The organism is Streptomyces sp. NPDC006261, from assembly GCF_040613515.1.
In the GTDB taxonomy this organism is placed as follows: domain Bacteria; phylum Actinomycetota; class Actinomycetes; order Streptomycetales; family Streptomycetaceae; genus Streptomyces.
Window position 1 is genome coordinate 99,423 of record NZ_JBEXSI010000012.1, and the last position, 26,281, is coordinate 125,703.

Genomic DNA, 26,281 nt, shown 5'->3' on the forward strand with positions numbered 1-26,281 from the left:
ACGACCGCCATACGGTCGCGCCAGCTCTGCATCAGACAGAGTTGGTCGATCAGTGTGCCCTTTATCGTACAGGCAGGAAGCTCTGTGCGCCTGTGAATGCGCACAGAGCTTCCTGGTAGGCCTGTGATCCGCGCCCTATGGGTGACGCGCGAGCGTACTGCTAGCGACGCGCGTTCCTACGGGGGGCGTCGTCGGCCGGTCCGAGCTTCTTGACGGGCCTGACCGGCTTCACAGCCTGGCGGACGGCGGATCCGCCCGTCCCCGAGGCTTTCGGGGACCTGGGATTGCCCGGCGTACCGGACGCTCCGCCCGTCCCCAGCCAGCCGGCCAGTTTGCCGCCCTCACCGACCGCCCGGAGCCGGGCCTCGGCCTTGTCGCGCACCGGGTCGGTCGCCACCACGAGCAGCTCGTCGCCCCGGCGCAGGACCGTGGTGGGGGAGGGCACGAAGCTCTCCTCCTGGCGGACCACCAGCGTGACGGCGGCCCCGGCCGGGAGCCGGAGCTCGCCGACCTCGACGCCGTGCATCTTGGACTTCTCGGGGATGTCGACCGACAGCAGGTGACCGTGCAGCCGCTCCAGCGGGGCGGACTCGACGCCCAGGTCGTCGGCCTCGGCCTCGTGATCGGCGATCTTCAGCTTGTCCGCCACCCAGGGCAGGGTCGGGCCCTGGATCAGCGTGTAGACGACGACGAGGACGAAGACGATGTTGAAGATCCTGGTGCTGCCCTCCACCCCGGAGACCACCGGAATGGTCGCCAGGATGATGGGCACGGCCCCGCGCAGCCCGGCCCATGACATCAGGATCTTCTCGCGGGCCGGCAGCCGGAACGGCGCCAGGCTGAGGAAGACCGACAGCGGCCGGGCCACCATGGTCAGTACCAGACCCACCACGACGGCGGGCCAGAAGTCGTCGACCAGGTCGTGCGGGGTGACCAGCAGGCCGAGCAGCACGAACATGCCGATCTGGGCCAGCCAGCCCAGCCCGTCGGCGAAGCCACGGGTGGCGGGCCAGTGCGGCAGCTTGGAGTTGCCGAGGATCATGGCCGCCAGGTAGACCGCGAGGAACCCGCTGCCGTGGGCCATGGCCCCCGACGCGTACGCCATCACGGCGATGGCCATCACGGCGATCGGGTAGAGGCCGGAGGCGGGCAGGGCGACGTGCCGCAGCCCCAGGGACCCCATCCAGCCCACCGCGACGCCGATGGCGGCGCCGATGGCCAGCTCCAGGGCGATCTCGCCGATCAGGAGATACCAGTGCTCCACCGGGCCGACGGCGGAGAACACGACGACGAGGATGACCACGGGGGCGTCGTTGAAGCCGGACTCGGCCTCCAGTACACCGGTGATCCGGGGCGGCAGCGGCACTCTGCGCAGCACGGAGAAGACGGCCGCGGCATCGGTGGAGGAGACGACCGCGCCGATGATGAGGGCCTGGCGCCATTCCAGGCCGACGAGGTAGTGCGCGGCCGCGGCCGTGATGCCCACGCTGATGCCGACGCCGACGGTGGAGACCACCGCGGCGGCGGGCAGGACCGGCCGGACCTCTTTCCACTTCGCCCCGAGTCCGCCCTCGGCCAGGATGACGACCAGGGCGGCGTAGCCGATCACCTGGGTCAGCTCGGCGTTGTCGAACTTGACGTCGAAGATGCCGTCCTGCCCCAGGGCGATCCCGATCCCGAGATACAGGAGCAGGCTGGGGAGCCCGCTGCGCGAGGAGATCCGTACCGCCGCCACGGCGACGAGCAGGACGAGCGAGCAGACGAGCAGGAGTTCGTTGAGCGCGTGGACAGTCAGGGTCCGTTCCTTCCCTGCGTGCGCCTGCCGGATCGACCTCCGGCAGCCAGTTACTTCGTTACCTTACCTAATCTTTAACGTTTCCTTGACGGCTTCCGCGTTCGCTGAAGAGCTGCGCGCGTTCGTACGAGGGATACGCAAATGGATGCATCCCTATACCGCGTCCGAGTGGCTTCTCGGCTGCGCCTATGGTTGCTCCTGCACTCCCAGGACCACCCTGCCCCTCGAAGGACAGCGATGCCCGCCAATACAACCGACTCTTCCGGTCCTTCCGACGACGCGAAGAAGCCCGGCAGGAAGAAGAAGGGGCGTCGCGTCCGCCTCCTTCTGTTCGTCCTGGTGCTGGCGCTCGTCGCGGGTGTCGGGTTCGGCGCCTACTGGTCCGTCTCCACCGTGCGGGCCTCGTACCCGCAGACCACCGGAACGATCACCCTGGAAGGCCTCTCCGGTGACGTCGAGGTCAAACGGGACTCCTACGGCATCCCGCAGATCTACGCGGACTCCGACGCCGACCTCTTCCGCGCCCAGGGCTTCGTCCAGGCCCAGGACCGCTTCTGGGAGATGGACGTCCGGCGCCACATGACGGCGGGCCGGCTCTCCGAGATGTTCGGCTCCGGGCAGGTCGAGACCGACTCCTTCCTGCGCACGCTCGGCTGGCGGAAGGTCGCGCAACAGGAGTACGAGGAGGTCCTGGACGAGGACACCAAGAAGAACCTCCAGTCGTACGCGGACGGCGTCAACGCCTACCTGAAGGGTAAGGAAGGCCGGGACATCTCGGTCGAGTACGCGGCGCTGGGGCTGACCAACGACTACAAGCCCGGCGAGTGGACCCCGGTCGACTCGGTCGCCTGGCTCAAGGCCATGGCCTGGGACCTGCGCGGCAACATGCAGGACGAGATCGACCGCTCACTGCTGACCAGCCGGCTCGACATCGACCAGATCCAGGACCTGTACCCGGACTACCCGTACGGCACCCACAAGCCGATCGTCGACCGGGGAGCCGTCTCCACAGTCACCGGGAAGTACGACCTCGACGCCGTCCCGTCCGACGGCAACGGGTCCCAGACCGTGCAGGGTGCCACCGAGGGCCTGAACACCCAGCTCTCCGCGCTCTCCGACACCCTCGACAAGATCCCCGCGCTGCTCGGCCCGAACGGCAACGGCATCGGATCGAACTCCTGGGTCGTCCGGGGCACCCACACGACGACCGGCAAGGCGCTGCTCGCCAACGACCCGCACCTGGCGCCGATGCTGCCCTCCCTCTGGTACCAGATGGGCCTGCACTGCCGGCAGCTCTCGAAGACCTGCCAGTACGACACCGCTGGCTACACCTTCTCCGGCATGCCCGGTGTGATCATCGGCCACAACCAGGACATCGCCTGGGGTCTCACCAATCTCGGCGCGGACGTCACCGACCTCTTCCTGGAGAAGGTCTCCGGCGACGGCTACCTGTACGACAACAAGGTGAAGCCGTTCATCACCCGCGAGGAGACGATCAAGGTCGCGGGCGGCAAGGACCGGAAGATCACCGTCCGTGAGACGAACAACGGGCCTCTGGTCTCCGACCGCAGCAGGGAACTGGACAAGGTCGGCCAGAAGGCGCCCGTCTCCAACGCCGCCCCCGACCGTGCCGACGGGTACGCGGTCGCGCTGAAGTGGACCGCCCTGCGGCCGGGCAAGTCCATGGACGCGGTCTTCGCGATCAACCGGGCCAAGGACTTCGACACCTTCCGGGCGGCTGCCAAGAACTTCGAGGTCCCCTCGCAGAACCTCATCTACGCCGACACCCAGGGCAACATCGGCTACCAGGCGCCCGGCACGATCCCGGTCCGCCTCAAGGGCGACGGCACGCTGCCCAGCCCCGGCTGGGACCCGGCGTACGGCTGGGCGAAGGAGGCCGTCCCCTTCGACGAGCTGCCCTACGAGTACAACCCGAAGCGCGGCTACATCGTCACCGCCAACCAGGCCGTGATCGACGAGAGCAAGTACCCGCACCTGCTGACCAAGGACTGGGGCTACGGCGCCCGCAGCCAGCGGATCAACGACCTCCTCGCCCAGAAGATCAAGGGCGGCGAGAAGGTCTCGACCGACGACATGCAGAAGCTGCAGATGGACAACACCAGCGAGATCGCCGCGCTGCTGGTGCCCGAGCTGCTGAAGATCAACGTCTCCGACCCGAGCGTGCGTGAGGCGCAGAAGCTGCTGGAGGGCTGGGACTACACCCAGGAGCCCGACTCCGCCGCCGCCGCGTACTTCAACGGCGTCTGGCGCAACATCCTCAAGCTCGCCTTCGGCAACAAGCTGCCCAAGGAGCTGCGGGTCAAGGGCGACTGCATCAACGTGCCGCCGGCCAAGAACAGCGGCCCGGCCGACCAGCAGAAGAAGCTCGTGCGCGAGTGCGGCCAGCGCGACGGCGACTCCGCGCAGCCGGACGGCGGGGACCGCTGGTTCCAGGTGGTCCGCGACATCGTCGAGGACCAGGACAACGAGTGGTGGAAGGCGCCCGCCAGGGGCCGCGAGGCCGCGCTGGAGAACCGGGACGACCTCTTCGCCCGGGCGATGGAGGACGCGCGCTGGGAGCTGACCTCCAAGCTCGGCAAGAACATCTCCACCTGGAGCTGGGGCCGGCTGCACCGGCTGATGCTGAAGAACCAGACCCTGGGTACCGAAGGGCCCGATCTGCTCCAGCGGGCGCTCAACCGCGGCCCCTGGAACCTCGGCGGCGGCGAGGCGACGGTCAACGCCACCGGCTGGAACGCGGCGAGCGGCTACGAGGTGATCTGGGTGCCTTCGATGCGGATGGTCGTCAACGTGGGGGACTGGGACAAGTCCCGCTGGATCAACCTCACGGGCGCCTCCGGGCACGCGTTCAACGCGCACTACGCCGACCAGACCGACAAGTGGGCGGGCGGTGAACTGCTCGACTGGTCCTTCGGAACGGAGGCCGTAGGCGAGTCGACCGTCGACACGCTGACGCTCAAGCCGTAGAGGCCCGTAGAGGCCTTCGCGGCGCTTGATCCGCCGTCAGACGGTGAAGCGCCGCGCTCCGGCCGGGGTGACCACGGCGTCCACGGGGTGGTCGTGCGGTTCCACAGGGACCCGCGCGACCACCTCGTTCGCATACAGGAGCACGAGGAGCGCCGGGTCCGCCCCGGCCGCCGAGAGCCGGGCCAGCACCCGGTCGTAGCTGCCGCCGCCGCGCCCCAGCCGCATGCCCGCGCCGTCCACGGCCAGCCCGGGCAGCAGGACCGCGTCGGCCTCCACCACGGCGGCGGGGCCGAGCCGGGGGCCGTCCGGCTCCAGGAGCCCGCGCCCGGCCGGCAGCAGGTGCTCCATGCCCTCGTACGCCGCCCAGTCCAGGTCGTTGTCGGCCAGGAGCACCGGAAGCAGCACCCGTACGCCCCGCTCGCGCAACGCGTCCAGCAGGGCGCGAGTCCCCGGTTCGCGCCCCACGGAGACATAGGCGGCGACCGTTCGGGCGTCAGCCAGTTCGGGGAGCGCCAAGGCGCCGGCCGCGAGAACGGCTGCGGCCTCCTTGACGTCCTCGTCGGTCAAGAGGGCGCGTGCGGCGAGGAGTTCGCGCCTCAGAGAGGCTTTTGCGGGCACCTTCACAGATACCTTTCCGGACTTGTCGGGGTTCAATAGAGCCTCGCGCGGTTCTCGTATGGGCATATTTAAGGGCAAAGTTAACCGGAAGCTCACCTTCTGGGTGTGTGCACCCGTTAAGGTGCAGCGCATGACTCAGTCGCCCTCCAGGATCAGCAAGGCCGTCATCCCGGCAGCAGGTCTCGGAACCCGCTTCCTCCCCGCCACGAAGGCCACTCCCAAAGAGATGCTGCCTGTCGTCGACAAGCCGGCCATCCAGTATGTCGTCGAGGAAGCCGTCGCGGCGGGCCTCTCCGACGTACTGATGATCACCGGGCGGAACAAGCGTCCCCTGGAGGACCACTTCGACCGCAACTACGAACTGGAGTCCGCGCTCACCCGTAAGGGAGATGCCGAACGCCTCTCCAAGGTCCAGGAGTCCAGCGATTTGGCCACCATGCACTACGTGCGCCAGGGTGACCCGCGCGGCCTCGGCCACGCGGTGCTGTGCGCCGCTCCGCACGTGGGTGACCAGCCCTTCGCGGTCCTGCTGGGTGACGACCTGATCGACCCGCGCGACCCCCTGCTGGCCCGCATGGTGGAGATCCAGGAGCGTGAGGGCGGCAGTGTCGTCGCGCTGATGGAGGTCGACCCCTCCCAGGTCCACCTCTACGGCTGCGCGGCCGCGGACACCACCGTCGACAGCGACGTCGTCCGCGTCACCGGCCTGGTCGAGAAGCCGGAGCCGGCCGATGCGCCGAGCAATCTCGCGGTCATCGGCCGGTACGTCCTGGACCCCGCCGTCTTCGGCATACTGCGACACACCGAGCCGGGCCGCGGCGGCGAGATCCAGCTCACCGACGCCCTCCAGCTGCTCGCCGCCGACGAGAAGATCGGCGGGCCCGTGCACGGCGTCGTCTTCAAGGGCCGCCGCTATGACACCGGTGACCGGAGCGACTATCTGCGTGCCATTGTCAGACTGGCGTGCGAACGTGAGGACCTGGGACCGGACTTCCGGACCTGGCTGCGTAAGTACGTCACCGAGGAGATGTGACCCCGTGAGCAGCACGATCTGGTCGGTGGACGAGCACCTGGACGACATCCTCACCACGGTGAGGCCGCTCGAACCCATCGAGCTGCAGCTGCCCGACGCCCAGGGCTGTGTCCTGGTGAAGGACGTCGTCGTGGAGGTGGCCCTGCCGCCCTTCGACAACAGCTCGATGGACGGTTACGCGGTGCGGACCGCCGATGTCGAGGGGGCGAGCGTGGAGTTCCCCGCCGTCCTCACGGTCATCGGTGACGTCGCCGCGGGCAGCGCCGGGCTCGCCGACGACCAGGTGGTGGGGCCGGGACAGGCCGCCCGGATCATGACGGGCGCCCCGCTGCCCGCCGGTGCGGAGGCCGTGGTTCCGGTCGAATGGACGGACGGCGGTACGGGCGGAGGTCCGGCCGCCACCATGCGCGCCCACTCCGACGCACCGGAGGGCGCCACCGGTGAGGTCCGCGTCCACCGGCCCGTCGAGGCCGGAGCCCATGTCCGCGAGCGCGGGAGTGACGTCAAGCCGGGCGATCTGGCCCTGCGCGCCGGATCGATCGTCGGTCCGCCGCAGATCGGGCTGCTCGCCGCGATCGGCCGCTCCACCGTCGTCGTGCGGCCCCGCCCGCGCGTCGTCGTCCTCTCCACCGGCAGCGAACTGGTCCAGCCGGGCGAGGAGCTGACGGGCGGCCAGATCTACGACTCCAACAGCTACGCGCTCACGGCCGCCGCCCGCGACGCCGGAGCCATCGCCTACCGGGTCGGCGCGGTGACCGACGACGCCGAGACGCTGCGCGCCACGATCGAGGACCAGCTGATCCGTGCGGACGTCATCGTCACCACCGGCGGCGTCAGCGTCGGCGCGTACGACGTCGTCAAGGAGGCGCTCTCCTCCGTCGGCGACGAGGACGAACCGGGCAGCGGGATCGACTTCCGCAAGCTCGCCATGCAGCCGGGCAAGCCGCAGGGCTTCGGCTCGATCGGCCCCGACCACACCCCGCTGCTGGCCCTGCCCGGCAACCCGGTCTCCAGCTACGTATCCTTCGAGCTGTTCGTCCGCCCCGCCATCCGCGCTCTGATGGGCCTGACCGACCTCCACCGCCCCACCGTCCGGGCCGTGCTGAGCGTCGAAAAGGCCCTCACCTCGCCCGCCGGCCGCCGCCAGTTCCTGCGCGGTACGTACGACGAGGAGGCGGGCACCGTCACCCCCGTCGGGGGCTCCGGATCGCACCTGATCGCCGCTCTCGCCCAGGCGGACGCGCTGATCGTGCTGCCCGAGGACACCATCTCCGCCGAGCCCGGCACGGAGACGGACGTGATCCTGCTCCGCTGACCGCCGTCCGGTGGCGGTACGGTATCTGCCGCCGTGCCTTCCGGAGGACCCCCTCCGGGCCCGGGCCGATCGGCGCCCCTACCGCTAGGCGGAGTGAGTTGAGTACGCAGAACAGGCTGACGCACATCGATGAGGCGGGTGCGGCCCGCATGGTCGACGTGTCCGAGAAGGACGTCACCACGCGCGTCGCCCGCGCCAGCGGCCGGGTCCTCGTCTCGCCGCGCGTCATCGAGCTGCTCCGGGGCAGGGGAGTCCCAAAGGGCGACGCCCTCGCCACCGCGAGGATCGCCGGCATCATGGGGGCCAAGCGCACGCCCGACCTCATCCCCCTCTGCCATCCGCTGGCCGTCTCCGGCGTGAACGTCGACCTGAGCGTGGCCGACGACGCGGTGGAGATCACGGCCACCGTGAAGACGACCGACCGCACGGGCGTCGAGATGGAGGCCCTGACCGCCGTGTCGGTGGCGGCCCTGACCGTGATCGACATGGTCAAGGCCGTCGACAAGAGCGCCGTCATCACCGATGTACGGGTCGAGGCGAAGTCGGGCGGCAAGTCCGGTGACTACCGGCGCACCGCGTCGGCGGGACCGGACGCGTGACGCCGCCCGAGTCCGGAGCCCCCGGCCACGAAGAGCCCGCGCAGGCGTCCGCCCCCGCGTACCGCGCCCTGGTCGTCACCGCCTCCAACCGCGCCTCCGCGGGGGTGTACGCGGACAAGGGCGGCCCCCTGATCGCCCAAGGGCTCACCGCCCTCGGCTTCACGGTCGACGGACCGCAGGTCGTCCCCGACGGCGACCCGGTCGAGGCGGCCCTGCGCGCCGCAGTGGCCGCCGGGTACGACGTGATCGTCACCACCGGCGGTACGGGCATCTCGCCCACCGACGCCACGCCCGAGGCCACCCGCCGCGTCCTGGACCACGAGATCCCCGGCATCCCCGAGGCGATCCGGGCGGAGGGTCTCGCCAAGGTCCCGACCGCCGCGCTCTCCCGGGGCTTGGCCGGCGTCGCCTCCCGCACCCTGATCGTCAACCTTCCCGGCTCCACCGGCGGGGTCCGCGACGGCCTCGCGGTCCTCGCCCGGCTCCTGGTGCACGCCGTCGACCAGCTCCGCGGCGGCGACCATCCCCGACCGGGGAGCCCGAGCTGAACATCGCGACCTGGCCGGTGACGCTGACCGACGGCGAGATCGTCCTGCGCCCGATAAAGATGCGCGACCAGCGGGTGTGGCGTGAGGTCAACCGGCGCAACCGCGAGTGGCTGCGCCCCTGGGAGGCCACCGTCCCGCCGCCCGCGCCCGGCGGCCCGGTCGCACAGCGGCCCACGTACCGGCAGATGGTCCGCCACCTGCGCGCCGAGGCGCACGCCGGGCGGATGCTGCCGTTCGCCATCGAGTACGAGGGCCGGCTCGTCGGCCAGCTCACCGTCGCGGGGATCACCTGGGGTTCGATGTGCTCGGGACACATCGGCTACTGGGTCGACCAGGGCGTCGCCGGGCGCGGAGTGATGCCGACGGCCGTGGCGCTCGCCGTCGACCACTGTTTCCGCTCGGTGGGGCTGCACCGCGTCGAGGTCTGCATCCGCCCGGAGAACGCGCCGAGCCGCCGGGTGGTGGAGAAGCTCGGGTTCCGCTCCGAGGGCGTGCGCCCGCGCTATCTGCACATCGACGGCGCCTGGCGGGACCACCTGATCTTCGCGCTGACGGCGGAGGAGGTGCCCGACGGCATGCTCCGGCGCTGGCGCCGCACGCGGTCGGTGACGCCGCGGAGCCCGGGAGAGTCCGGAGAGTCCCGGCCGGGCGGTAAAATAAAATAAGTGTTCGAATCTGATCGGCAGATGGCAGCAATGGGTCGCACTATCGGTGACTGCTGATCCGATCAATCACAAAAAAAGTCCGTGATATCAGCCGGATCGTGCGACACACCGGGCCAATTGGCGGATGCCTCCGCGTAAACCCCTCTACGGTGTGAGCGTGAGCAGCAGCGGCCTCATCTACGCAGTCATCGTCGGGGCCTGGGCCGCCTACTTGGTGCCGATGTGGCTCCGCAGGCAGGACGAGCTCAACGAAGCCCGTCCTACGGAACGCTTCAGCACCGCCATCCGGCTGCTGTCCGGACGGGCGGCGATGGAGCGCCGGTACGCCAGGGAGCTGCGGGAGCGCGACGCCGAGGAGGCGGGGCCCGACGTCGACCCGGACGCCGAAACGGACCGTATGGATTCCGTCGACGTCCGGGCCTTTGCCGCGCCTCCGGCGCATACGGAAGCCAGGGTGCACGACCCGGAGCGCGCTCCGGCTCCCCAGGCCTCCGACCGTCAGGCGTACGACAGACGACCGGCACATCAGTCACCGGACCGCCAGGCGTACGACCGCCGACCAGGCGAGCGCCCCGCGACAGCCGGCGGCCCCCCGGGTCAGCGCCGCCCGCGCTCCGAAGCCGGCGACGCCGAGCGGGCCCGGCGCGCCCAGCGCTCCCAGGTCCTGGCCCGGCGCAGGCGGACGACGGTCGTCCTCTTCCTGGCCTTCACCCTCGGCACGGTCGTGGCCGCGGTCGGCGGACTCGGCTTCCTCTGGGCGCCGGCCGCCCCCGCTGTCCTGCTGAGCACGTACATCGTGCATCTGCGCGCCCAGGAACGGCGCCGGTTCGCGTTCACCATGGACCGCCGCCGGGCCGAGGTCGCCGCGCAGCGGCTGCGCGAGAACCGCCCCCGCAGGCACCAGCCCGCGACCTCCGCCCCCGCCGAGCAGGACGACGACTCCGAAGCCCACCACCCGGAGCCGGAACCCGCCCCCACGGTCTCCCCGCAGGAGGCCGGCCGCCGCGCCCTCGTCGAGCAGACGGACCACGCGGAGTGGGTGGACCAGCAGCGCGAACGAGGCCGGGTCCAGGGCGACAGCTGGGAGCCCGTCCCCGTACCGCTCCCCACCTATGTCACCGCCCCCGTCGCCCCCCGGGCAACGGGTGGTGTCGAGGTCGGTGACCCGGAGACCTGGAGCGCTGCCCGCTCCAGTAGCGCCGAACCCACCCAGACCGGCACGTCGCACCCCACCACCCCCGCGGCGGACGCGGCGCCGCGCCAGCGCACCAGCCAGTCCCGCCGCAGCCGCGACCGGGGTCGCACCCCCCTCTTCGACCAGTACGACGACGAGGACCGGCCGCGCGCGGCCAACGAGTGAGACCGGCGGAACTCCGACACCGCTGACCAGCGGAGGAACGGATTTCCAAGCACCCGGGTGAGGGTGCTAGAGTTTCACTCGTTGCAAGGGCCTGTGGCGCAGTCTGGTAGCGCACCTCGTTCGCATCGAGGGGGTCTGGGGTTCAAATCCCCACAGGTCCACAACGGGCCGTTCACGAGTTAGCTCGGGATCGGTTCATGAAATCCCGTCCAGTTACTTCAACTGGGCGGGATTTCGTGGTTCTCAGGCTTGGTACGACGCGGATGCCGCTCGGGGAAGCCCGGTTCGGCGCCGTGGGCACGGTGAGCGGAGCCGGCCCCACGACCGCTGGGCCGCGCCCAACTCCCGGGCTGTGGACCGGCGCTCGTGGTGCCGGATGACCGGCCCGACAAAGCGGTGCGTGCCACCGGATGAGTAAGGCTCGCTCCTCGGGGCAGGTCCGGTCACCTGCCCGTCACTTCGTCTCCAGATCCCGTCGGCGAAAGCCCGCCAGCCCCAGCAGGATCAGTCCGGCCGCGACGGTGGTGAGGACGAGCACGGGAGTCCAGCTCATCTGGGCGGCCGGAAGGCGGGGAACGTGGCCGAAGGGCGAGAGGCTGTTCATCCAGTCGGGGAAGCGGAGGATCGCCCCGAGGTACCCGACAACGAACGCGTACACGGGTACGACCCAGGCCGCCGAACCGGCGCGAGGGCACCAGCCGAAGAGCACGACTGCCACGCCCACGGTCACCCACAGTGCGGGCGCGTACGCGACAGCGGCCCCGAGCAGCTCCCCCACGAGGGCGGTGTCACCGGTGGACGCGGCGCCCGCGAGACCGAAGCCCAGCCCGGCCGCCAGCAGCAGCGCCGTGCCGCCGGCCAGTGCTACGGCGACATGGCTGCCCAGCCAGCGATGGCGCGAGAGACCGGTGGCCAACAGCGGTTCGGCGCGGCCGGCGCTCTCCTCGGCTCGCGGTCGCAGGGAGGCCATCACCACGTACACAGCGGCGACGACCGCGATGACGACCATCACCATCGACGCGAACGACTCGGCGACGGAGCTGCCGCCGATCTCGGCCAGCGCCTCCTGGACCTGCTCGATGTCCTTCACCATGTCGGCGGCGTCGCCGAGGATGGAGCCGTACATGACGCCCATCAGGAACAGCCCGGCGCCGAAGCCCACCAGGGTCGCCCGGTGCAGCCGCAGGGCGAAGCCGAAGGGCCGGGTGAGGGCTTCGGACGCGGTACGGCGGCCGAGCCGGGCAGGGCGCAGGCCGGCGCCGACATCACGCCGGGTGCTCAGCACGAAGCCGATGGCGGCGGTGAGTGCGGCCGTCGCCAGGCAGAGCAGCAGGGGCCACCATCGGTTGTCGACGAAGACGTAGGTGCGCTGGATCCAGCCGATCGGGCTGAGCCAGGACAGGGCGTCGTTGCCGACATCGCCGGAGGCGCGCAGCACGTAGGCGACACCGATCAGTGCGAGCGCCATGCCGGAGGCGCCGCGCGCATGGGCGGTCACCTGCGCGGTGACGGCGGCGACGCCGGCGAAGACCAGGCCGATCACGGTGTGCGTGAGCCCGTACAGCAGTGCTTCGCCGGTGCCGATGCCGTCGATGCGGGTCGAGACGAGGGCCAGGGCCACGAGGACGGCGAGGGCGATGTTGGCGACGGCGGCGACCGCCAGCGCGGAGGCCAGTTGGGCATGGTGCCCGACGACGGTGGAGCGCACCAGCTCGGCCCGGCCGGTCTCCTCCTCGTTCCGCGTGTGCCGGGTGACGATCAGGACGCTCATCAGGCCGACCAGGACGGCCATGAAGCCGAGCATCTGATGACCGAGCATCGCGCCGACGTCGTAGTCGGAGAGATAGCGGCGCGGGCCGGTCATGGCGAGCGCGGCGGGACTGTCCATGGTGGCGGCGACCCCGGCCCGCTTCTCGGCGGTGGCGTACAGGGTCGCGTATTCGCTCGCTGTGGCGACCGTGCCCAGGACGAGCGCGAGCAGCCAGACCGGGAGACGGACACGGTCCCTGCGCAGGGCGAACCGGATGAGGGTCGCGGTGCCCGTGAAGGCACCTGGACCGGGTCCTGACGCGCTGCGGACCCCGGGGGCTGCCTCGGTGGTGGTCATCGGGCCGCCCCGTCGCCGCCGTGGACCGGAGTGATCGCGCCGGAGCCTGTGTCCCCTGAGACGGCGGAGCCTTCGGTGTACCCCTGACCGCCGTTGGCGGCGAGCTCATCGCCGTAGTGACGCAGCATCAGCTCCTCCAGCGTCGGCGGATGGCTGATCAGGCTGCGGATGCCGAACTCGCCGAGCCTGCGGATGGCGGCGTCGAGGTGTGTTCCGTCGACGGCGAAGTTCACCCGATGCTCCTTCACCCGGACCCCGTGGACGCCGGGCAGGCTGTCGAGTCCGGTGGCCGGGCGCTCGGTCTCGGCCTCCACGGTCGTGCGCGTCAGGTGGCGCATCTCGCTCAGCGTGCCCGACTGCACGTTGCGGCCCTGCCGGATGATGCTCACGCGGTCGCAGAGCTTCTCGACCTGGGCCAGGATGTGGCTGGAGAGCAGCACGGTCCTGCCCGCGGCCTTCGCCTGAAGGATGACGTCCTGGAAGACGACCTCCATGAGCGGGTCGAGGCCCGCCGTGGGCTCGTCCAGGAGCAGCAGTTCGGCGTCGGAGGCGAGCGCGGCGACGATGGCGACCTTCTGCCGGTTGCCCTTGGAGTAGGCGCGGCCCTTCTTGGTCGGGTCCAGGTCGAACCGCTCGACGAGCTCGTCGCGCCGCTGCCGGTCGAGGCCGCCGCGCAGCTTCGAGAGCAGGTCGATGGCTTCCCCGCCGGTGAGGTTCGGCCACAGTTCGACGTCGCCGGGTACGTAGGCGAGCCGCCGGTGCAGCTCGACGGCGTCCTTCCACGGGTCCTTGCCCAGGAGTTGTGCGGAGCCGGAGTCGCCGCGCAGCAGCCCGAGCAGGACACGGATGGTGGTGGACTTGCCTGCGCCGTTGGGACCGAGGAAGCCGTGGACCTCGCCGGCGTCGACGGAGAGGTCCAGGCCGTCGAGGGCGTGTGTCCGGCCGAACGACTTGTGGAGTCCGGCCACAGTGATTGCCTTCTTCATGATGCCGAACGTACACTTTCTTCAGAAGTCTGTGAAGTTAAGGAACCGTATGAATCACTCGATAGGCTTCTGCGGGGCGTCGGAGGCGTCAGGGGCGTCGGGGCGCCGAATCACAAGAACTGAGGTCAGGGCATGAGTGAGCGGCGGAGGGAAGGCGGCCGTGCGGACGGCGGTCGAGAGGAGGCCACCGAGGGCGAGGCCACCGCCTCACGGTTCATCGAGCGCTTTGCCGCCCAGCTCGTCGAAGCCGGGATGACCCGCATGCCGGCCAGGGTCTTCGCGGCGTTGCTCTCCTCCGAGCGGGGGGACCTGACCTCCGCCGAACTGGGCGAACAACTCAAGATCAGCCCGGCAGCCGTATCAGGAGCCGTCCGCTATCTCGCCCAGGTCAACATGGTCAGCCGTGAGAGGGAGCCGGGTTCGCGGCGTGAGCGTTACCGCGTACAGGGTGATCAGTGGTACAGCGCTCTGACGGAGCGCGACGCCACGCTGAGAAGCTGGCAGGCGACGTTGCGGGAGGGCGTGAGCCACTTCGGGCTCGAGACCCCTCAGGGGCGCAGGCTCAACGAGACGCTGGAGTTCTTCCAGTTCCTGGAGAAGGAGTTGGGGTCGCTGATGGAACGCTGGGCCACGCACAGGGCCCAGCATCTCGGCCGCTGACCCCACGCCCTCGTCTCGGGGGACCGCTGCCCGTGTCCTGTTCGGCCGCTGTCCCTCGGCGGGCCTGCTGCTGCGGCAGCCGCGGCGGACGATGACGGCGGGCGGCCGCGTCGACGCAGCTGCTGGGACGGCCCCGGCCGGGCCGGGGTTCACCGCCGGTCCAGTGCTCACCGCCGGTCCAGTGCTCACCGCCGGGCCGGGGTTCACCGCCGGGCCAGGGTTGCGCGGTTCCAGGCCCCTTCGCGCAGCAGGCGCAGGCCGTTGAGGCCGACGATGACGGTGGAGCCTTCGTGGCCGAGGACGCCGAGCGGCAGGGGCAGGTGCCCGGCCAGGTCCCAGATGACCAGAACGGAGATGAACACGCCTGCGATCACCAGGTTCTGCGCCACCAGGCGCCGGGCGGCCCTCGACAGGTTCACCGCTGCGGGAACGGTGGCGAGTTCGTCCCGGACGATGACGGCGTCGGCCGTTTCCAGAGCGAGGTCGGAACCGACCCGTCCCATGGCGATGCCGGTGTGGGCGGCGGCGAGTGCCGGGGCATCGTTGACACCGTCGCCGATGACCAGCACCTTGCGGCCGCTACTCGCCTCTTCTCGGACGGCCGTGACCTTGTCCCTGGGCAGCAGCGAGGCTCGGACGTCGCTGATGCCCACCTCTTCGGCCACGCGGGCGGCGGCCCGCGCGTTGTCGCCGGTCAGCAGTATCGGCGCACGTCCGGTCAGGGCGGTGAGGGCGGCGACGGTGGCGGTGGCGTCGGGGCGCAGCCGGTCGGCGATGCCCAGGACGCCGACGGGTGTGCCGTCACGCTGGACGAGGACGGCGGTGCGGCCGTCGCTTTCCAGGGTTTCGGCCAAGGCCGCGGCTTTGGCGCAGGCGGCCCCGGTCCCGCTCAGGAGGCGGGCGGGGGTGCCGACCGCGATGGTGTGCCCGTCGACGGTTGCAGTGACGCCGATGCCGGGAGCGGAGGTGAAGTCCCGCATGCCCGGCACGGACAGGCCGCGGGTGCGGGCGGCGTCGACCACGGCGCGGGCGAGCGGGTGCTCGCTGGGGTGCTCCGCCCCGGCCGCCATCGCCAGCAGGGCGTCCTCGTCCAGGCCGGACCCGGGCAGGGGCTGGATCTCGGTGACGCGCGGGGTGCCTTCGGTGAGGGTGCCGGTCTTGTCGAGCGCGACCAGGTCCACCTGGCCCAGGCGTTCCATGACGACGGCGGACTTGATCAGGACACCGTGGCGTCCGGCGTTGGCCATCGCCGACAGCAGGGGCGGCATGGTCGCGAGTACGACCGCGCACGGCGAGGCGACGATCATGAAGGTCATCGCGCGCAGCAGTGAGCCGGTGAGGTCGGCGCCGAAGGCGAGCGGAATCAGGAAGACGGCCAGAGTCGCGACGACCATGCCGAGGCTGTACCTCTGCTCCACCTTCTCGATGAAGAGCTGGGTGGGCGCCTTGGTCTCGGAGGCTTCCTCGACCATGGTGACGATCCGGGCGATGACGGAGTCGGAGGCGTCGCGCTCGACCCTGACCCGCAGGGCGCCGGTGCCGTTGAGCGTGCCGGCGAATACCTCGTCCCCCGTCTCCTTCGCCACAGGCAGCGGCTCGCCGGTGATGGTGGCCTGGTCGACCTCACTCGCCCCGTCGGTCACCTGGCCATCGGCTCCGATCCGTTCGCCGGGGCGGACCAGGATGGTGTTCCCGACCACCAGATCCTCGGTGGCGACGGTCGTCTCGCTCCCGTCGTCGAGTAGCAGGGTGGCCGTCGCGGGGGCCAGGTCGAGCAGGCCGCGGACGGCGTCCTGGGTCCGCGCGGTCGCCAACGCCTCCAGAGCGCCGGAGGTGGCGAAGATGACGATCAGCAGGGCACCGTCCATCACCTGCCCGATCGAGGCCGCGCCGATCGCGGCGACGATCATCAGCAGGTCCACGTCCAGAGTCTTCTCCCGCAGTGCCCGCAGGCCCTCCCAGGCCGGTTCCCAGCCGCCGGTGGCATAGGCGAGGCCGTACAGCGGACCCCACACCCACGCGGAGGCTCCGGCCAGCTGGATCGGCAGCGCCATCAGGAACAGTGCCAGTGCGGTCACCGCCCACCTGGTCTCCGTAAGGGCGAACACGCGTGTACGGCGACGAGGCACCCCTGCCGGGGCGGCCGCAGTCACCTGCTCGGGGTGCGGAACGAGGAGGGAAGGCATGGCGGAGCAACCCTTCACGGGTGGGGGACGGCGACGCACCCACCGTACAGGAACATCTGAAGAGGTATTCATGTGTCGTCGTTAGGATGGGATCCATGGGGCACGGAGCCGACGGCAGGAGCGACGACACCACCGCGCGCGAGCGACTCGACGCGGCGGGAGCCTCCGACGTCGCCGCGACCCTCCAGGCCCTGGCCACCCCGTCCCGCCTGTACATCCTGGCCCGCCTCCAGGAAGGCCCGTGCTCGGTCGGCGACCTCGCGGAGGCCGTGAGCATGGAGGCGTCCGCCTGCTCGCACCAGCTGCGGCTGCTGCGCAACCTCGGACTGGTCACCGGCGAGCGTCACGGCCGCTCCATCATCTACTCGCTCTACGACGACCACGTCGCCGAGCTCCTGGAGCAGGCCCTCTTCCATGTCGAGCACCTGCGGCTCGGCCTGCACGACCATCCCGGAATGTCACCGGCTTCTGTCCGCGGATAGGCGTGCCGCCGTCCCAGGCCCTGATGAGCAGGGCCCCGTGACCTCGTACCGGTCGATCCCGGCCGCCGCTGTGCCGGAAAGCGGTGACCGAACCGTCTGCGGTGGGTCCTTCGCACGGTTTCGGTGACCCGCCTCACAGGCGGCTCCTGTCAGGAATCGCGGCGCTGTCCCGCTCAAGGGGTAAGCGATTCAGACAAGGAGCCACACCATGAAGCACCGCATCCTCGTCCTCGGCGCCGGCTATGCCGGAGCCTTCGCCGCCGGGAGCCTCGCCCGACGTCTCTCACCCGCCGACACCGAGATCACGGTCGTCAACGCCGAGCCGGTTTTCGTCGAGCGGATGCGCCTGCACCAGCTCGCGGCGGGCCGGGAAACCGCGCCCCGGCGCCTCGCCGACATGTTCGCGGGCACCGGCATACAGCTGCGCGTGGCGCGTGTCACCGCGGTGGACCCGGAGCGCAGGACCGTCTCCGTGACCGGCGAGAACGATGACGGCGAGCTCGGGTACGACACGTTGCTGTACACGCTCGGCAGCCGGGTCGCCGACCACGGTGTCCCCGGTGTGGCCGAGCACGCCTTCGACGTCGCCGGACGGCCCTCCGCCCTTCGGCTGCGCGACCGCCTCGACAGTCTCGACCGTCGGGGCGGAGCCGGGGCCGTGCTGGTCGTCGGCGAGGGACTGACCGGCATCGAGACCGCCACCGAGATCGCCGAGTCGCGGCCCGGTCTTTCCGTCGCACTCGCCGCTCGTGGTGAGCTGGGAGCCTGGCTCTCCCCGAGGGCCCGGCTCCACCTGCGCGAGGCCTTCGGCCGGCTGGGTGTCACCGTCCACGAGCACACCGGCATCGAAGCCGTGGGGGCGACCTACGCGGTCGGTGCGGACGGCACGTCCTTCCCGGCCGAGGCCACCGTGTGGACGGCCGGGTTCGCCGTCGGCCCCATCGCGTCCGCCGCTGGTCTCGAAGTCGCCGAGGACGGACGGATCGTCGTCGACGACACCATGCGTTCGGTCTCGCACCCGGGTGTCTACGCCGCGGGCGACAGCGCGTACGCGATCGGCGTGAACGGCCGGCCGCTGCCGATGTCCTGCGCCTCCGCAGGACATACCAACATGCAGGCGAGCGACGCGATCGTGGCGCGGCTGACCGGACGCCGGGTTCCGAGCGTCAAGAAGACCTACGTCGGCAACCACATCAGCCTCGGGCGGTACGACGCGATCTTCCAGATGGTCGACGGTGACGTACGGGCGAAGTCCTGGTTCCTGGGCGGCCGGAAAGCCGCACGGTTCAAGGCGGGCGTCCTCAGGGGCAGCCTGTGGGGCGTCTCGCACCCGACCTTCGGCATGCCGAAGCACAAGCACCGTCTGCCCGCCACGACGGCTGCCGGTGCCACGGCCGCAGCCGCCGCGACCGAGAACGCCGCCGGATAGGGTCATCTCCATGGACAGCGCCGCCGCTGATCGCTTCGAGGCCGGCCGGGCCCGGCTGTCCTCGCTCGCGTACCGTCTCCTCGGCTCGGCAGCCGACGCCGAGGACGTCGTACAGGACGCGTACCTGCGCTGGCACGCCGCCGACCGGGAGCGGATCGGGGTACCGGAGGCGTGGCTGGCCAAGGTCGTCACCAACCTGTGCCTGGACCGGCTCCGCTCGGCACCGGTGCGCCGCGAACGCGCGGCCGGGACCTGGATGCCCGAGCCGCTTCTCGACGGCGACCCGATGCTCGGCCCGGCCGACACCTTCGAGCAGCGTGAATCGGTGTCGCTCGCCGTCCTGACCCTGATGGAGCGGCTCTCACCGGTCGAACGGGCCGTCTACGTCCTGCGCGAGGTGTTCTCCTACCGCCACTCCGAGATCTCCGCGATGCTCGACATCTCGGAGTCCGCGAGCCAGCAGCACGTCCACCGGGCCCGCCGCCGGGTCGCAGCCGCGCGCCGCGGCGGCGGTGAGGTTGCCCCGGCATCCGCGCGCAAGGTCCTCGAAGAGTTCCTCGCCGCCGCGTCCTCAGGCCGTACGGATCGTCTCGTGGCGCTCCTCACCGACGACGCGACCGTGATCTCCGACGGTGCGGGACTCACAGGGAAGCTGTGGCGTTACGAGAGCCCGGAGCGCGTCGCCGCCCTGATGCGGACCGCCTTCAAACCCACCCCCGCGAAGCGGCGCCTGGCCGGCGGCTCGCCCACGATCCACATCGGGCAGGTCAACGGCTGGCCCGCCGTGCTCGCCGTGCTCGAAGACCGGATCGTGGGCGCGGTGGCGTTCGAGATCAGCGACGGCAAGGTGGCGGCGCTGCACGGCTTCGCCGCCGCGGAACGGCTCACCCGCCTCAGCGGGATGTGGCAGCGGCACGAATCCGACGCCCCGGTCATCGACCGGTGGTGACCGCTCTCTTCGTACTCCGCCGTGTGAGCGGGTGACGTCGGCGTCGGTCCCAGCGGTACGCCACGGCACACAGGCCGAGAGGCCCGACGACTCGAGAGGGAGGGGGCTCGCGTCGGGTGGGGGTCCTGCGCCGGCGACGTAGACTCGAAGGCCGATATCGGTTGCGTCACTGCCCCTCGGGCGTGGAGGTGGACGGGGTGCGGGAGTTCCAGCGGGGCGCGGTGCGGCTGCACATCCTGCACCACGCGGCCGAGGAAGAGATCCACGGTGCGTGGATGACCGAGGAACTGGCCCGCCATGGCTACCGGATCAGTCCCGGAACGCTGTATCCGACGCTGCACCGGCTGGAGGCCGACGGGCTGCTGGTCTCCGAGCAGCAGGTGGTCGACGGCCGCACGAGGCGGGTCTACCGGGCGACCCCGGCCGGGAGGACAGCGCTCGCGGAGGACCGCAGGGCGCTCAGGGAGCTGGCTCGCGAAGTTCTCGGCGACGACAACGTGAGCTGAACGCGGCACAGGCCGGCGTACGGAACGCCTACAGCTTCCGGCGGCCTGCGACGAAGCGCCGGATCCCGTAGGCGGCGGCGCCCAGGGCGAGTACCGCGGTCCCGGATAGGACCGAGGAGACCGGCAGGGCGAAGGCCAGGACCAGACAGCCGGTCAGCCCGATCACCGGGACGAGGCGGTGCGGGCGCCCCTCGGCCGGGGACAGCGTCCACGCGGAGGCGTTGGCGACGGCGTAGTAGGCGAGCACGCCGAAGGAGGAGAACCCGATCGCCCCGCGCACGTCCGTCGTCGCGGCGAGGACCGCCACCACGACGCCGACCACCAACTCGGCCCGGTGCGGCACCTTGTTGCGGGGGTGGACGGCCGCCAGGACGTGCGGCAGGTGCCGGTCGCGGGCCATCGCCAGGGTCGTACGGGAAACGCCGAGGATCAGCGCGAGCAGGGAGCCGAGCGCCGCGACGGCGGCGCCGGTACGGACGACCGGGGCCAGCCAGTCGGCGCCCGCTGCCCGCGCGGCGTCCGACAGCGGCGCGGTGGCGTCGGCCAGCCGCTGCGGGCCCAGCACCATGAGGACGCAGACGGCGACGAGGGCGTAGACGACCAGGGTGATGCCCAGCGCGATAGGGATGGCGCGGGGGATGGTGCGTGCGGGGTCGCGGACCTCCTCGCCCAGGGTGGCGATGCGGGCGTACCCGGCGAAAGCGAAGAACAGCAGCCCCGCCGCTTGGAGTACACCGCCGAGACCGGCGTCCGAACCGACGTCCAGGCGAGCGGCATCCGCCTCGCCGGAGGTGAAGGAAGCGACCACCACAGCGGCGAGCACCGCCAGGACCACCGCGACGATGGCCCGGGTCAGCCAGGCGGACTTCTGCACGCCGGCGTAGTTGACCGCGGTCAGCGCCACCACGGCGGCGACCGCCACCGCGTGCGCCTGCCCCGGCCACACGTACGAGCCCACGGCGAGCGCCATGGCCGCGCAGGAGGCGGTCTTGCCGACGACGAACCCCCAGCCCGCCAGGTATCCCCAGAAATCACCGAGCCGCTCGCGGCCGTAGACGTACGTGCCACCCGAAGCCGGGTAGCGGGCGGCAAGCCGGGCGGAGGAGGTGGCGTTGCAGTACGCCACGACCGCGGCGACCGCGAGGCCGATCAGCAGCCCGGAACCAGCGGCGTGCGCGGCCGGCGCCAGGGCGACGAAGATCCCCGCGCCGATCATCGATCCCAGACCGATCACCACGGCGTCGGGCACGCCGAGCCGCCTCTGCAACTCGTCCGGCACGCCGTCAGGGGTCGGTCGCGTGCTCATGGCTCACTCCTCGGTGGCTCGGGCATTGCCGATACGGAACACGATATCGGCAGACGATATGGGCAGCGGCCCGGCCCCCAGGCGGCGGCGAGCACGAGCCTCCCCGGCGTCTTCACCGCCGGGGACGTCGTCGACCACACCTGCCGCCAGGCCATCACCGCCGCCGGAACCGGCGCCGCGGCAGGGCTCGTCGCCGAGCGCTACCCTCGCCGCCCTCGCCGGCAAGGCCCCGGCCCGGGTCGCGAGCTGACGCAGAGGGGGCCGTACGTACGCGATGCCGACGCTCAGGGCGCCTCGCGGGCGAGGATGCCCCGGGCCCGGTGAAGCCCGTCACGGTCGACCGAGAACCAGGCCCACATGCCACGGCGCTCGCGGCGCAGCGGCCCGGCCCCGGTCATGATCTTCGTGGCTCCGGCCGGTCCCGCCCGCCCCGCCCGTTGTGTTTCCGCCGTGTTTCTCTACAGTTCTCGGCCAGTTCTGTAGATAAGAGCCCCATCTCCGGTCCTTGTCGCGGCAGTTCCGTTTACGCGAGAGTTCGAGGCGCGGCGACAGGAACATGTCATCGCCGCCGGGCAGTGTCCATGGAACACATCGCGCGTCCCCAAGCGTGGTGTGGCCACCCCCCCCATTGTCTGGACACTTCGCCCGTGTAGCGGAAGGAATCGCGTGAAGCACGGAAAGAAGAACGCGCGCAGATACATCGTGGCGGCCTCCATCGGCGCCCTCCTGTCGGCCGGAGTCGCCACAGGGGCTCACGCCGGTGCGGCGGAATCCGCGCCGCTGAAGTACCAGCCGGAGATGGTCCAGGCTCTTGCCACCACCCTGGGCGTGAGCGAGCAGGAGGCTGTCGAGCGGCTCGACAAGGAAGCACGGCAGCAGGACCGGTTCGCGAAGCTGCGGGCCGAGAAGGTCTCCACCCTCGGGGCCTTCTTCGCCAAGGACGGGACGCTCGTCGTCAACGCCGCCGACGCCGAGGCGGCGCAGGAGGTCAAGGCGGCGGGACTCGCAGCACGGGTCCCGGAGCGTGGCGAGGGCGAGCTGAACCGGATCAAGGCCCAGCTCGACGCCAAGGCCCTCAAGAGCGCCCCGGCCGGGGTGTCGGCGTGGTCCGTGGACCTCGCGTCCGACACCGTGACCGTCGAGGTCAACGGGTCGACGGACGCCGCCACCCGTACCTTCCTCAAGGCCGCGAAGAGCAACGGCGAAGCCGTACGCGTCATCCAGGGACAGGAGAAGCTGGAGACGCAGGCGGTCGTGCCGCCGGGCAGCCGCATGACGTTCAACGGCTACCTCTGCTCCGTCGGGTACGGGGCGAAGGACCGCTACGGCAAGCAGGTGCTCGTGACCGCCGGGCACTGCATCGAGGACCTGCCCGCACTGGCCTACAACGGGACCCGGTTCGCCAAGGGCACCCACACCCGGTTCGCGCTCGGTACCCGCAGCGTGGACATGGGCATAGCCTCCGTGGACGCCGGCCACTCCATCGGCCTGGACATCACCACGTACGGCAAGGCGGGCACCGTCGCCGTACGGGGCAGCCAGCGGGCCCCGCAGGGTTCGGCGCTCTGCAAGGCCGGCCAGACCACCGGCTGGACCTGCGGCAAGGTTGGCTCGTACAACGTCAGCGTCACCTACACCGACCAGAACGGCGGACCGGACACCGTCGTGACCGGTCTCGCCAGCTCCTCCGTCTGCACCCAGGGCGGGGACAGCGGAGGCGCCTACGTCTCCGGCAACCAGGCCCAGGGGATGACCTCCGGCGGGCCGGTCAGCCAGCGGTGCAACGGCCAGGTGAACTCGCCCGGTTCGTCGTACTTCCAGCCGCTCGACGATGCCCTCAAGCACTACGGGCTGACACTCAACACCAAGTAGCCCCGACCGGGTGAAGGTGCCGCATACGCGGGAGACCGTCCACTGACCCTGGGCGGTCTCCCGTTTCCAGCATTTCCACCCTCTCCATCATTCTGCCGTGCCGAAATCCCAGGCCACTCCGTGCACTCCGGGTTTGCACCGGGAGGCGAGCACATGGGTGCTGTGGGAATCGTTCATCGAAATGCGCCGCTGCGCGCGGGGCGGGGAGCCCACCTGGTCCCGGAAGTACCGCCGGCAGCCCGAGGGGAGCGCGTCCGGATGGAAGAAGACCTGCTGAAGGTATTCGTGCAGATTCGCCCGCGACCAGCGTTCGTAGTGGTTGGCCGGTTCCCGGGAAGGGCTCACGTCGACCGCGTAACTCACCACGGTCGTATCCAGTTTGGCGAGTTCGCGGCCGAAGTGGATTTCCAGCACCAGGGATTTGAGTCCCTTGAGGTACGTCGCCTCGCCGAGCCGTCCGCTGGTGACGCGGATGTCGAGCGGCTCGGCCTGTTCGTCGTCGAAGCTGAGCACGAACAGCGCGCGGTCGGCTCCGGCGCGGCTGGCCCGCAGCACATTGGTCGTCGTGATGTTGCTCAGCGTTCCGCTCGCGCCCAGCGTCACCACGTCGTGGATCAGCAGCGAGCCGGTCCCCTGGTTGAAGTGGCGGAACCGCTCGCCGAGCGCCTTCTCCACCACCGAGTCCTTGCCCAGCACCTGGAGTGCCGCGCTCTCGCCCCGGGCCGGCGCGACCCGGCCGCGCGGGCGGCGCGGACCGAGCAGCGAGCGCAGGGCCCCGCCCGGCAGGTCCAGTATCTCCTCCAGCACCTCCACGGCCCGCAGCGACCGGGCCCGCTCCGGCTGACTGCGGCCGCGCTGCCAACTGCTCAACGTGGCCTGGCTGACGCCGATGCCGCGCGCCCTGAGCCGTTCGCTCACCCGCTCCAGGGAGAGGCCGCGGCGGCCCAGCGCCTCACGCAGGGCCGCCGGAAAGGCGTCGGCGCCCGGGGGAGGGGCCTCGCCCGGCACCGGCCCGCCGTTGGGGGAGGCCTCGGCCGGCGAGGACCGGCTGTGGGGGGAGGCCCCGCCCGGCGCCGACCCGCCGTGGGAAGGGGTTCCGGCCGCCGATCGCCCGCCACGGCGAGGACCTTCGGCTGCCCCGGCCTTCAGCGCCCTGCGCAGATCGCGGGCGCTCGTGGCGCTCGGGGCGCCCTCGGCGTCCGGCAGTCCGACGCCGGCTTCCATCCTGCTCGACATGTCCCTCCCCCATCCCGGCACTCCCGCCGCGGGGCACCGTAAGGTCCCCGCATACTGGTTGACCACCGGAAACGGACCGGATAACAAATCCCCCAGGAGTGACCTGCCCCACACTCCGGGGATGCGCTGCCCGGCGCCCTCCGCACGGCCCGAGGAAGTGAGCACGTGGTGAACAGCGTGAACGGCGTGGACGTCACCGCACTGGTCGTCGCGGCCAGGGACGGGGACCAGGGAGCCGGGGAGCGGCTCGCCGCCCTCTACCTGCCGCTCGTCTACAACGTCGTGGGCCGCGCCCTCAACGGCCACCCGGACGTGGACGACGTGGTGCAGGAGACCATGCTCCGGGCGCTCTCCGGCCTCTCCTCGCTGCGCGATCCCACCCGGTTCCGGTCCTGGCTGGTGGCCATCGCCATGAATCAGGTCCGCACCCGCTGGTCCGTCCTCGGCCACCGCCCTGCCGCGCTGGAGGAGACCGACGAGCCGGCCGACCCGGCGGCCGACTTCGTCGACCTGACCATCCTGCGCCTGGAGCTCTCCGGCCAGCGGCGCGAGACCGCCGAGGCGACCCGCTGGCTGGATGACGCGGAACGCGATGTGCTCTCCCTGTGGTGGCTGGAGACCACCGGCGAACTCACCCGGGCCGAGCTGGCGGAGGCCCTCGGCCTCTCCCCGCAGCACGCCGCCGTACGCGTCCAGCGGGTGAAGAACCAGCTCGACGTCGGCCGTGCGGTCGTCCGGGCGCTGGCCGCCGAACCTCGCTGCCCGTCCCTGGACGCCCTGGTGGAGGACTGGGACGGGGCGCCCACGACCCTGTGGCGCAAGCGCATAGCCCGCCACATACGCGGCTGCGCCTCCTGCTCGGCCGGCAGCGCGGGGCTCGTACCGCCGGAGGGGCTGCTGTCGGGGCTCGCGCTGGTGGTGCCGTTGTACGAGGGGGGTCAGCACGCCGCCGCTGTCGCCCCGGCCGTGGCTCCGGCCGCGTTCTCGGCGGGGAAGGCGGCGGGGCTGGTGGCCGCCGCGGCCGCCGTGACCTCCGTCGCCGTACTGCTGTGGCCCTCGTCGCCCGCCCCGCCCGCGCCCCGCGCCGAGGGGGGTACGACGCAGCTCCCGGCGCCCGCCCCGGCACCGGTCACCACGGCGGCGGCCCCGTCCGCGTCCCCGACGGCCACCTCCACGCCGAGCCCGTCCGCCCGGAGCGCCTCGCCGTCCTCCACCGTGGCCCCGCCGCCGTCGCCGCGCCCGGAGCCCAGGGCGCAGCCCCGTCCCGAGGCGCGCCTCGTCGCCGAGGTCAACACCCTGCGCGCCCACAACGACTGCCCGCGGCTGACCACCGACCCCCGGCTCACCGAGGTCGCCCAGCGCCACTCCGAGGACATGGCGGCCCATGACTATTTCGGCCACACCGACTCCACGGGCCGGGGCATGGGCGACCGGGTGACCGACTCCGGCTACCTGTGGACCGCCGTCGGCGAGACCATCGCCACCGGGAACGCCGACCCGGCCGCCGTCGCCGACCAGTGGCGCCGCAGCCCCGGCCGCGACGACGACATCCTCAACTGCGATTTCACGCACGTGGGCGTGGGCATCGCGGACTCGCCACGCGGGCCCTACTGGACGCAGGTGCTGGCGACGCCCCCATGA

At 71.2% G+C, this 26,281-nt stretch carries 21 protein-coding genes, 1 tRNA gene and 1 pseudogene; 16 read left to right on the forward strand and 7 right to left on the reverse strand.

Features of this window, described 5'->3' with window-relative positions; translation table 11 throughout:
• Nucleotides 1–160 precede the first annotated feature (160 nt).
• On the reverse strand, nucleotides 161–1,735 hold the full coding sequence (locus ABZ154_RS10255) for a potassium/proton antiporter (RefSeq protein WP_356830896.1): 1,575 nt from the start codon (nucleotides 1,733–1,735) through the stop codon (nucleotides 161–163).
• Nucleotides 1,736–2,032: 297 nt separating this feature from the next.
• Between ABZ154_RS10255 and ABZ154_RS10260 the strand changes: the two genes are divergently transcribed.
• The gene (locus tag ABZ154_RS10260) at nucleotides 2,033–4,783 is read left to right on the forward strand and encodes a penicillin acylase family protein (RefSeq protein WP_356830898.1); all 2,751 of its coding nucleotides are present in this window, start codon (nucleotides 2,033–2,035) and stop codon (nucleotides 4,781–4,783) included.
• Between the two features lie 36 nt (nucleotides 4,784–4,819).
• On the opposite strand, the gene ABZ154_RS10265 is transcribed toward ABZ154_RS10260, so the two are convergent.
• On the reverse strand, nucleotides 4,820–5,437 hold the full coding sequence (locus ABZ154_RS10265) for a 5-formyltetrahydrofolate cyclo-ligase (RefSeq protein WP_356831006.1): 618 nt from the start codon (nucleotides 5,435–5,437) through the stop codon (nucleotides 4,820–4,822).
• 94 nt (nucleotides 5,438–5,531) lie between these two features.
• Between ABZ154_RS10265 and galU the strand changes: the two genes are divergently transcribed.
• From galU to ABZ154_RS10300, 7 genes are all read left to right on the forward strand, one after another.
• The gene (gene galU / locus ABZ154_RS10270) at nucleotides 5,532–6,434 is read left to right on the forward strand and encodes a UTP--glucose-1-phosphate uridylyltransferase GalU (protein ID WP_356830899.1); all 903 of its coding nucleotides are present in this window, start codon (nucleotides 5,532–5,534) and stop codon (nucleotides 6,432–6,434) included.
• A 4-nt stretch (nucleotides 6,435–6,438) separates the two neighbouring features.
• Complete coding sequence (gene glp / locus ABZ154_RS10275) at nucleotides 6,439–7,749, forward strand: gephyrin-like molybdotransferase Glp (protein WP_356830900.1); 1,311 nt, start codon at nucleotides 6,439–6,441, stop codon at nucleotides 7,747–7,749.
• A 98-nt stretch (nucleotides 7,750–7,847) separates the two neighbouring features.
• Nucleotides 7,848–8,348 (forward strand): cyclic pyranopterin monophosphate synthase MoaC, encoded by a 501-nt coding sequence (moaC, locus tag ABZ154_RS10280; protein WP_356830902.1) that lies wholly within the window; start codon nucleotides 7,848–7,850, stop codon nucleotides 8,346–8,348.
• On the forward strand, nucleotides 8,345–8,896 hold the full coding sequence (locus tag ABZ154_RS10285; RefSeq protein ID WP_356830904.1) for a MogA/MoaB family molybdenum cofactor biosynthesis protein: 552 nt from the start codon (nucleotides 8,345–8,347) through the stop codon (nucleotides 8,894–8,896). Before moaC ends, ABZ154_RS10285 begins: the two co-directional genes overlap by 4 nt.
• Before the next feature lie 17 nt (nucleotides 8,897–8,913).
• Nucleotides 8,914–9,561 carry a GNAT family protein gene (locus ABZ154_RS10290; protein ID WP_356830906.1) on the forward strand — a complete coding sequence of 216 codons (648 nt, stop codon included), beginning with the start codon at nucleotides 8,914–8,916 and terminating at the stop codon, nucleotides 9,559–9,561.
• 124 nt (nucleotides 9,562–9,685) lie between these two features.
• Nucleotides 9,686–10,921, forward strand: a complete 1,236-nt coding sequence (glpR, locus tag ABZ154_RS10295; protein ID WP_356830908.1) for a gephyrin-like molybdotransferase receptor GlpR — start codon at nucleotides 9,686–9,688, stop codon at nucleotides 10,919–10,921.
• An 87-nt stretch (nucleotides 10,922–11,008) separates the two neighbouring features.
• Nucleotides 11,009–11,082, forward strand: a tRNA-Ala gene (locus ABZ154_RS10300).
• 293 nt (nucleotides 11,083–11,375) lie between these two features.
• On the opposite strand, the gene ABZ154_RS10305 is transcribed toward ABZ154_RS10300, so the two are convergent.
• Nucleotides 11,376–13,028: an ABC transporter permease gene (locus ABZ154_RS10305; RefSeq protein ID WP_356830910.1), complete on the reverse strand. Its 1,653-nt coding sequence runs from the start codon at nucleotides 13,026–13,028 to the stop codon at nucleotides 11,376–11,378.
• Nucleotides 13,025–14,014, reverse strand: coding sequence for an ABC transporter ATP-binding protein (locus ABZ154_RS10310; protein ID WP_356830912.1), 990 nt, complete (start codon nucleotides 14,012–14,014; stop codon nucleotides 13,025–13,027). The genes ABZ154_RS10305 and ABZ154_RS10310 overlap by 4 nt, the downstream gene beginning before the upstream one ends.
• 132 nt (nucleotides 14,015–14,146) lie before the next feature.
• Between ABZ154_RS10310 and ABZ154_RS10315 the strand changes: the two genes are divergently transcribed.
• Nucleotides 14,147–14,674, forward strand: coding sequence for a MarR family transcriptional regulator (locus ABZ154_RS10315; RefSeq protein WP_356830914.1), 528 nt, complete (start codon nucleotides 14,147–14,149; stop codon nucleotides 14,672–14,674).
• A gap of 203 nt (nucleotides 14,675–14,877) precedes the next feature.
• Here ABZ154_RS10315 and ABZ154_RS10320 read toward each other — a convergent pair whose 3' ends face one another.
• On the reverse strand, nucleotides 14,878–16,860 hold the full coding sequence (locus ABZ154_RS10320; protein WP_356830916.1) for a heavy metal translocating P-type ATPase: 1,983 nt from the start codon (nucleotides 16,858–16,860) through the stop codon (nucleotides 14,878–14,880).
• Between the two features lie 95 nt (nucleotides 16,861–16,955).
• Between ABZ154_RS10320 and ABZ154_RS10325 the strand changes: the two genes are divergently transcribed.
• From ABZ154_RS10325 to ABZ154_RS10340, 4 genes are all read left to right on the forward strand, one after another.
• Nucleotides 16,956–17,342, forward strand: coding sequence for a metalloregulator ArsR/SmtB family transcription factor (locus ABZ154_RS10325; protein ID WP_356830918.1), 387 nt, complete (start codon nucleotides 16,956–16,958; stop codon nucleotides 17,340–17,342).
• Between the two features lie 208 nt (nucleotides 17,343–17,550).
• Nucleotides 17,551–18,771, forward strand: coding sequence for an FAD-dependent oxidoreductase (locus ABZ154_RS10330; RefSeq protein WP_356830920.1), 1,221 nt, complete (start codon nucleotides 17,551–17,553; stop codon nucleotides 18,769–18,771).
• A gap of 10 nt (nucleotides 18,772–18,781) precedes the next feature.
• Nucleotides 18,782–19,720 (forward strand): sigma-70 family RNA polymerase sigma factor, encoded by a 939-nt coding sequence (locus ABZ154_RS10335; protein WP_356830922.1) that lies wholly within the window; start codon nucleotides 18,782–18,784, stop codon nucleotides 19,718–19,720.
• A 197-nt stretch (nucleotides 19,721–19,917) separates the two neighbouring features.
• Nucleotides 19,918–20,226: a PadR family transcriptional regulator gene (locus ABZ154_RS10340; protein WP_356830924.1), complete on the forward strand. Its 309-nt coding sequence runs from the start codon at nucleotides 19,918–19,920 to the stop codon at nucleotides 20,224–20,226.
• Between the two features lie 28 nt (nucleotides 20,227–20,254).
• Here the strand turns inward: ABZ154_RS10340 and ABZ154_RS10345 are convergent, their stop codons facing one another.
• A complete protein-coding gene (locus ABZ154_RS10345; protein WP_356830926.1) occupies nucleotides 20,255–21,532 on the reverse strand; it encodes an APC family permease in 1,278 nt (425 codons plus the stop codon).
• Between the two features lie 93 nt (nucleotides 21,533–21,625).
• Here ABZ154_RS10345 and ABZ154_RS10350 point away from each other — a divergent pair.
• Nucleotides 21,626–21,856: pseudogene (locus ABZ154_RS10350) on the forward strand (hypothetical protein); the annotation flags it as partial.
• Between the two features lie 342 nt (nucleotides 21,857–22,198).
• On the forward strand, nucleotides 22,199–23,404 hold the full coding sequence (locus ABZ154_RS10355) for an alpha-lytic protease prodomain-containing protein (protein ID WP_356830928.1): 1,206 nt from the start codon (nucleotides 22,199–22,201) through the stop codon (nucleotides 23,402–23,404).
• 87 nt (nucleotides 23,405–23,491) lie between these two features.
• Here ABZ154_RS10355 and ABZ154_RS10360 read toward each other — a convergent pair whose 3' ends face one another.
• On the reverse strand, nucleotides 23,492–24,640 hold the full coding sequence (locus tag ABZ154_RS10360; RefSeq protein ID WP_356830930.1) for an XRE family transcriptional regulator: 1,149 nt from the start codon (nucleotides 24,638–24,640) through the stop codon (nucleotides 23,492–23,494).
• A gap of 165 nt (nucleotides 24,641–24,805) precedes the next feature.
• On the opposite strand from ABZ154_RS10360, the gene ABZ154_RS10365 reads away from it, so the two are divergent.
• Complete coding sequence (locus ABZ154_RS10365; protein ID WP_356830932.1) at nucleotides 24,806–26,281, forward strand: sigma-70 family RNA polymerase sigma factor; 1,476 nt, start codon at nucleotides 24,806–24,808, stop codon at nucleotides 26,279–26,281.

Excerpts from the sequence above, each read along its gene's own strand:
- ABZ154_RS10310 (WP_356830912.1), bottom strand. The coding sequence starts at position 14,014 with ATGAAGAAGGCAATCACTGTGGCCGGACTCCACAAGTCGTTCGGCCGG.
- ABZ154_RS10335 (WP_356830922.1), top strand. The coding sequence starts at position 18,782 with ATGGACAGCGCCGCCGCTGATCGCTTCGAGGCCGGCCGGGCCCGGCTG.
- glpR (WP_356830908.1), top strand. The coding sequence starts at position 9,686 with ATGCCTCCGCGTAAACCCCTCTACGGTGTGAGCGTGAGCAGCAGCGGC.
- ABZ154_RS10305 (WP_356830910.1), bottom strand. The coding sequence starts at position 13,028 with ATGACCACCACCGAGGCAGCCCCCGGGGTCCGCAGCGCGTCAGGACCC.
- ABZ154_RS10320 (WP_356830916.1), bottom strand. The coding sequence starts at position 16,860 with ATGCCTTCCCTCCTCGTTCCGCACCCCGAGCAGGTGACTGCGGCCGCC.
- ABZ154_RS10345 (WP_356830926.1), bottom strand. The coding sequence starts at position 21,532 with ATGAGCACGCGACCGACCCCTGACGGCGTGCCGGACGAGTTGCAGAGG.
- galU (WP_356830899.1), top strand. The coding sequence starts at position 5,532 with ATGACTCAGTCGCCCTCCAGGATCAGCAAGGCCGTCATCCCGGCAGCA.
- ABZ154_RS10360 (WP_356830930.1), bottom strand. The coding sequence starts at position 24,640 with ATGTCGAGCAGGATGGAAGCCGGCGTCGGACTGCCGGACGCCGAGGGC.
- ABZ154_RS10315 (WP_356830914.1), top strand. The coding sequence starts at position 14,147 with ATGAGTGAGCGGCGGAGGGAAGGCGGCCGTGCGGACGGCGGTCGAGAG.
- ABZ154_RS10330 (WP_356830920.1), top strand. The coding sequence starts at position 17,551 with ATGAAGCACCGCATCCTCGTCCTCGGCGCCGGCTATGCCGGAGCCTTC.
- ABZ154_RS10260 (WP_356830898.1), top strand. The coding sequence starts at position 2,033 with ATGCCCGCCAATACAACCGACTCTTCCGGTCCTTCCGACGACGCGAAG.
- ABZ154_RS10325 (WP_356830918.1), top strand. The coding sequence starts at position 16,956 with ATGGGGCACGGAGCCGACGGCAGGAGCGACGACACCACCGCGCGCGAG.